We start from the raw sequence: 5908 nt of genomic DNA, 5'->3' as shown, positions 1-5908 counted from the left end.
TCTTAAACCTGAACTCTTTTGAATCCAAGTTAAAATCATTACTTTTGTACATAATTTCCCTCTATTCGTATAACGCCGCATTAAGGTGTGAGCGACGCTTGGCTATACTTGAGCGAAGCGAAACTGCCAAGCGTTGCGAATCACTCTTAAATGCTTTGTTATACGCGCGCTGACACTACAACGGAACTTTCATAACCTTATGATTTGGCTCACTTTCAATATCAACCGCTAACCAACCTAATGACTCGTACAACGATGGTACATTTGTGTAAGAATACAGGTTACTTTGAGTTGCTGCTGATACTTGGCTAACACCTCGGTTAATCAGTTCACTGGCAATACCTTGACCGCGCCAATCTGGTGAAACATAAACAGCATTAAACCAAATAACTTCTAAGTCACCATGAGGTTCTTTAAAGCGCGAGTAAGCAAGACCACCGATAACTTGATTGTCTCTGAGAGCGACAATTACCGGTGGAAGTTTAGATTCTGATTTATAGGTATCTACGAATAGAAAGTCAGACCATTCCGTTTGAAACAGCTTCTCTAGAGCAACCCAATACTCACTATCTTCATCGCAATTTCTGAATACTACCTTATTCATATTGGATTATTTCCTCAAAGCGTATAACGCCGCGTTAAGGGGCAGCAACGCGCTACCACCAAACTTCAATTTACCACCGTAAACACAAATGCCAAGATTTAAACCAAATTCGCCACGCGTTGACTGTCCCTCTTGAACGCCTTGTTATACAAACAGTTACAGCTTGCCAGATAGCTTTTTAAGGTGAGCTTTAGCCAATTCATTATTGTCACGGCTTAACCATTTTATACAGTCGAAAAGCTCCCATATTAATCCTTTGTCGCCATTCGTATAAGCTGGAAAGCCTTCGTGCTTTGGGGCTGGTTCATCGGTTAGACGCGACTCTACGATACCCGATTTATCGAATAGAACTTTAAACGGTTTAGATATATTGAAAGGCTCATTTACGTCTAAACAGTGAATCTCCGCGCTGGTCAAATCGTTGAAAATATACTTTTTAAAGAACGCATTTTCATTATGAAAACCTTCAAGGCAGTAGAAGACTTCTTTGCCAGCTTCGAAATTGGAGAAGCATAAATCCGCGATTTTGTGGAACCCATTTTGGGTAAAAATGAGAATGTCAGCATCAGATATTCGATCGCCTTTGCCGGCAGCAAGTGAACCCAACAGCACCGCTGCTAATACATTGTCCTCAGAGGAAAATGATACACTGGCGGACTTAACTAGCTCATTTTGAAGTGGTAAATGTTCAATATTTAATTCATCCTGACTCACAACTTTCTCCGTTTGTATAACGCCCTGTTAAGGTGTGAGCAACGCAATACCGATGCCGCCGCATACCACCTTAAACACTAAAACCAACGCATAGTAAAAATGCCATGCGTTGCGAATCACTCTTAAACAGTTTGTTATAGCCAGAACTCTGGCATTTTGATGAGCCAATACGAGATGGCATAAAATATACCAATACCCCAAATGTACATTCCCTGGTCATTTTCCGTCATAACCTTAGCAAACACACTAAGCGAAGCAAAAAAGAAGAAAGCAAAAGGAGTACTAAATATTGATGTATGTTGCCCACCATATTCCAACGTATAAAATTGAGCCGTAACCGCAAAGCTAATTAAGGAGATTAAAATAGCAAATGCTAAGTAGCCCTTCCCCATTAAATGGAGCCTAGCTTGGAAGTTTAACTTTGACTCATCAAGTACCCAGTCTATTAGCAATGCTGACGTGATAACGGCTCCTACACCAACAAACCAAAAGATGTCATTTAAATAAGGATGAGCAACATTCGTCACCGCTGACATCATAGGCAAAGTTATCGCAGACGCTGTTACAAGCAGCGCAGCTAATGAGATAGCGATATTAATTTGAGCTTGCTTACTCCACTCAGGTACTACTGAATCCGCAGTTTTTTCTGACAATCTCTGCTCTATATTTTCCATTACTTCCTGATCTCAATTTTCCCGAAGGCTATAACGCCCTGTTAAGGTGTGAGCAACGCAATACCGATGTTTCCGCATGCCACCTTAAACACTAAACGCAACGCATAGCAAAAATGCCAAGCGTTGCGAATCACTCTTAAACAGTTTGTTATAACACAGTTTTACACGTCATCTTCCGATAAAATTTGACGACAATTACGAACTGTTAGTACGCGAATTTCGTGGCTTAAACTGTAGATAATACGATAGTGACCAAAGATGATTTCACGATAATTCGTATGGGGCATTTCAGGAACAAACCGCCCCATTTCAGGCATACTTCCAAGGAGTTCAGTTTTATCAAAAACTTCGTTTACCCACTTCTCTGCCGCAGGTGGATTATCCAAAGAAATAAACTCCGCTGCATCACCTAGTTTCTGAAGTGCTAATGGAGACCAGACTACTTTCATTTCTTAATGCGCCCAAGTGCTTGAGCACGCGCATCATCATTGGAAACACCGAGACCAGAAGCTAACTGAGCTTCTGCTGTGCGCATTTCTTCCAGTAATTCGATTTTCTCTTGCATTGCTTCATACTCAGCAACATCGAGAACAACAGCAACACCTTTGCCACGTTGCGTAATCACCAATGGACGACGAGTCTCATTGATTTGTTTGATGTATGAAGCTACACCAGCGCGAAACTCAGACAAAGGCTGAATATCTTGATCGAAATGAATACGACTCATATTGAACTCCAGTTAGTACAAAATAACGTACAAATAATAGTTCAACTGACCCTTTTGAGCAAGAAGTTGATTCTGTGTTATAACGCCCTGCTAAGGGGTGAGCAACGCAATACCGAAGCCGCTGCATACCACCTTAATCACTAAAATCAACGCATAGTAAAAATGCCACGCGTTGTGAATCCCTCTTGAGCAGCTTGTTAGTTTGCAGACCCAACGGGTTGATTTTACGTTGTTTTAAACTTTGCGAACAACAAACTCTATGTGCTTTATTGCACTTAAGTCAGGCGTAATCTCAAAGCGGCTAGTCAATGAAACCACTTGGAACAAACAACGCCGCAGAAAACGAACTCACAACACCAAAAAACGCTTTTGGAAAACCAATCTCACAATGCGGGCTTTCAACAAAGCCACTGAAACCACGTGAACTTACCACACCAGAGAAAACGTCATTTCAGCGAGTAAATCGGCTTTTGAACCAACAAACTCAACGAGCAGAGTTTCAACAAAAAAGTACGACTCAATTAGCCCAAAAGTCACACCACCAAAGAACAAATCAGCCGGTGAAACGATACCAATTTTGGATTTTCACCACGCTAATTAACACTGAAATTGAACGCCGATACGACAATTTCAACCTTGAGCTTTTACCACTAGATCTTGCGATATAGCTGCGTTTTTCCTCTTGCAAACTAACGCCCAATTAAGGTGTGAGGCGCGCAATACCGATGCTTCCGCATACCACCTTAACCACTAAAACCAACGCATACCCAAAATGCCAAGCGTGCCGAATCACTCTTAAATTGTTTGTTAGTACGCTGTTCCTAAACCGTTTAGTTTGCACCAAGATATTGAAATATAGCACGAAACTGTTGGCTTAAAACGCTGAAGCTGAAGGGGCAACTGCGAAACTAGAACTTAACCTCAAAACTCAAGTTAGCTAGAAGAAAAACACGCCAAACTACCCTATTTTGACCAATTTCAAATTAGCAAAGGATTCGGTCACCGAACTTTGACAACCACACCAACGTACTGAATTTAAGATTAAAAAACTAACCACACAAAAGAAGCCGCGCCAGAGAAATAGCCAAAAAGTTAGAAACCGTAAACGGTGAAGCCAAAGCGAAGACTCCACATATAGTGCCACCGGAAAGAACGTGAAAGGCACGCCCGTTCAGTTGTAAAACTTGGAAAAGAAACCAATAAACACTGAAACTTTTAACCTTTGATGCCAACCCCGTACTAACGCCGCGTTAAGGGGCAGCAACGCGCTACCACCAAACTTCAATTTACCACAGTAAACACCGATTCCAAGATTTGAGCCAAACTCGCCACGCGTTGACTGTCCCTCTTGAACGCCTTGTTAGCTTAATTCATGCAAGCCATTGTATACCAAAAAATAACCCTACTACGCCATGAAGTATGAACTTGAGACGTACCACTGAGCCGAATTTACAGGTTTGAACTTTGAATTACCTTGAACCTGGCTAAAACCGACGAGCGTGGAGACTCACGGAGCTTCACACACAAAAGCTGACATTTGAATTGCTGATTTCACACGAGGGCTTTGCCACTTACACCTAACGAGGCGATGCTTGAATTTTCACCGCCTTGATATCAAACAGATACCTGATACCTGATACCTGATACCTGATACAGCTTAGATAGGAACAAGACGAGTACAAAATAAAACATTGCCAGAGCACGATATTGCGATTTAGCTCGGCGCTAAACATTTGCTATAAGATTCTAATTTTTAGAGAGTAAGCTAACGCCCAATTAAGGTGTGAGCCACGCTACCACTAAACTCAATTTGGGCACCATAAACATTGAACCTGACCCAAACCAAAAATGCCGAACGTGGGGAATCACTCTTAAATTGTTTGTTAGCCTACTAGTAGATGAGCCACCAAAGTAACCCAAGCAAAGCAACCAAAAATTGCTGGTAGAATATACTGCTTAAAAAACGGCTGTACCGCAACCCATTGAAACCAATAGGCTCTCTTTAGCTTAGGCATTTCGTTACTATAAAAACCATGCACTACATGTTCGATTTCAGATGTACTATTGAACTCATTCGTATGTTGCAATTGAACTCTCAGGCGACGATTGTTACTACTTTTTCCGCAATGAGCATCGTAAAGAAAGCATGATGACTTCGCAGAGACATTAGCCCAGTCACGTAAATTACCCTTCGTTTGATTAGTCTCACAAAAGTGCGGACCTTCTTCTCTTATTTGGTCTACGAGCACTTCTGTTAGATATGTACATAAATACTCCTCTAAATTTTCATCGCAAAGCTTAGCAACAGATTTTCGCCAGTTTTGGTACGCACCCCAAAGTAAATATGATACACCCAAAAACAGCCCCCACTTGAACATATAACCTACATTTTTTATTGTAATAAAGCCTAAGTTAACTTTATCAATTTCAACACCACCAAGCACCAGTGCAATCGCGGCTAGTGAAATCATCCCTAGAATTCTGTTTTCTTTCTCTATCTTTTCTATAGTCATTACTTATATAAAAACCTTGATTTTAAATACTTGTCTACAATTAGAGTTCGTGTAGGCTAACGCCCAATTAAGTAGTGAGCAACGCAATACAAAAGCTACCGCATTGCGTCGTAAACACAAAACTCACTGCAAACCAAAACTGCCACGCGTTGCGAATCTGCTTAAATTGTTTGTTATGCGATTTTTCGGCAATGCTAAATTGGCTAACGAAAACATTACCTTAAACACGAAAAAGCACAAACGCGCAGATAACTATTTGTGATTCAAGAACCAACGGATTCAACATTTCGTAAAAAGGCCGTCACAAGCGCGGAACGCTGCTTTAAAGCGAAGATTTGGCTTTTACTTGTGAGAAACTTAACGAACAGAAATTTCAGCAAGCACCGACTTCCCGTAAACTTGCCCTTTCCACACTTTGCGACCGAAAAACTTTCCGCGCCCAAATGCGATTTTTAATGAGGCAACTTCACGAATTTTGGCATGTTTTACGGTTTGAGTGATTCAAGAATTTGAGCCGAAAATACGGATTTGCCGAGACCAAAAAACGGTTGGCCAAAGAGATTAAATTTAGAGAAATCTAAAAATTTTGCCTTGTCGCATAACGCCGCGTTAAGGGGTGAGTGCCGCATAAACCTACTTTCAGCAGACCACTTTCACCACAAGACTCACTGCAAAC

The 5908-nt window shown here is 41.3% G+C and carries 6 protein-coding genes; all 6 read right to left on the bottom strand.

Annotated features, from left to right (window positions below; all coding sequences use genetic code 11):
• Positions 1-175: 175 nt before the first annotated feature.
• The 6 genes from R7Z78_RS24050 to R7Z78_RS24015 all read right to left on the bottom strand — a co-directional run bounded on the left by R7Z78_RS24050 (position 176) and on the right by R7Z78_RS24015 (position 5232).
• Positions 176-604, bottom strand: a complete 429-nt coding sequence (locus tag R7Z78_RS24050) for a GNAT family N-acetyltransferase (protein WP_104975432.1) — start codon at positions 602-604, stop codon at positions 176-178.
• A gap of 156 nt (positions 605-760) precedes the next feature.
• Positions 761-1318, bottom strand: coding sequence for a hypothetical protein (locus R7Z78_RS24045; protein WP_054730719.1), 558 nt, complete (start codon positions 1316-1318; stop codon positions 761-763).
• A 134-nt stretch (positions 1319-1452) separates the two neighbouring features.
• Entirely contained in the window at positions 1453-1992 is a 540-nt protein-coding gene (locus R7Z78_RS24035; protein ID WP_104975434.1) for a hypothetical protein, read from the bottom strand.
• A 161-nt stretch (positions 1993-2153) separates the two neighbouring features.
• Entirely contained in the window at positions 2154-2441 is a 288-nt protein-coding gene (locus R7Z78_RS24025; protein WP_015296903.1) for a type II toxin-antitoxin system RelE/ParE family toxin, read from the bottom strand.
• The gene (locus R7Z78_RS24020) at positions 2438-2719 is read right to left on the bottom strand and encodes a type II toxin-antitoxin system Phd/YefM family antitoxin (protein ID WP_025553688.1); all 282 of its coding nucleotides are present in this window, start codon (positions 2717-2719) and stop codon (positions 2438-2440) included. The genes R7Z78_RS24025 and R7Z78_RS24020 overlap by 4 nt, the downstream gene beginning before the upstream one ends.
• Before the next feature lie 1883 nt (positions 2720-4602).
• Positions 4603-5232: a hypothetical protein gene (locus tag R7Z78_RS24015; protein WP_104975436.1), complete on the bottom strand. Its 630-nt coding sequence runs from the start codon at positions 5230-5232 to the stop codon at positions 4603-4605.
• Positions 5233-5908 lie beyond the last annotated feature (676 nt).

This window comes from Vibrio sp. 1167 (genome assembly GCF_033340375.1).
GTDB classification, from domain to species: Bacteria; Pseudomonadota; Gammaproteobacteria; order Enterobacterales; family Vibrionaceae; genus Vibrio; species Vibrio alginolyticus.
The sequence above is the reverse complement of the archived record's forward strand: the minus strand, read 5'-3'. Positions and strand labels throughout refer to the sequence as shown.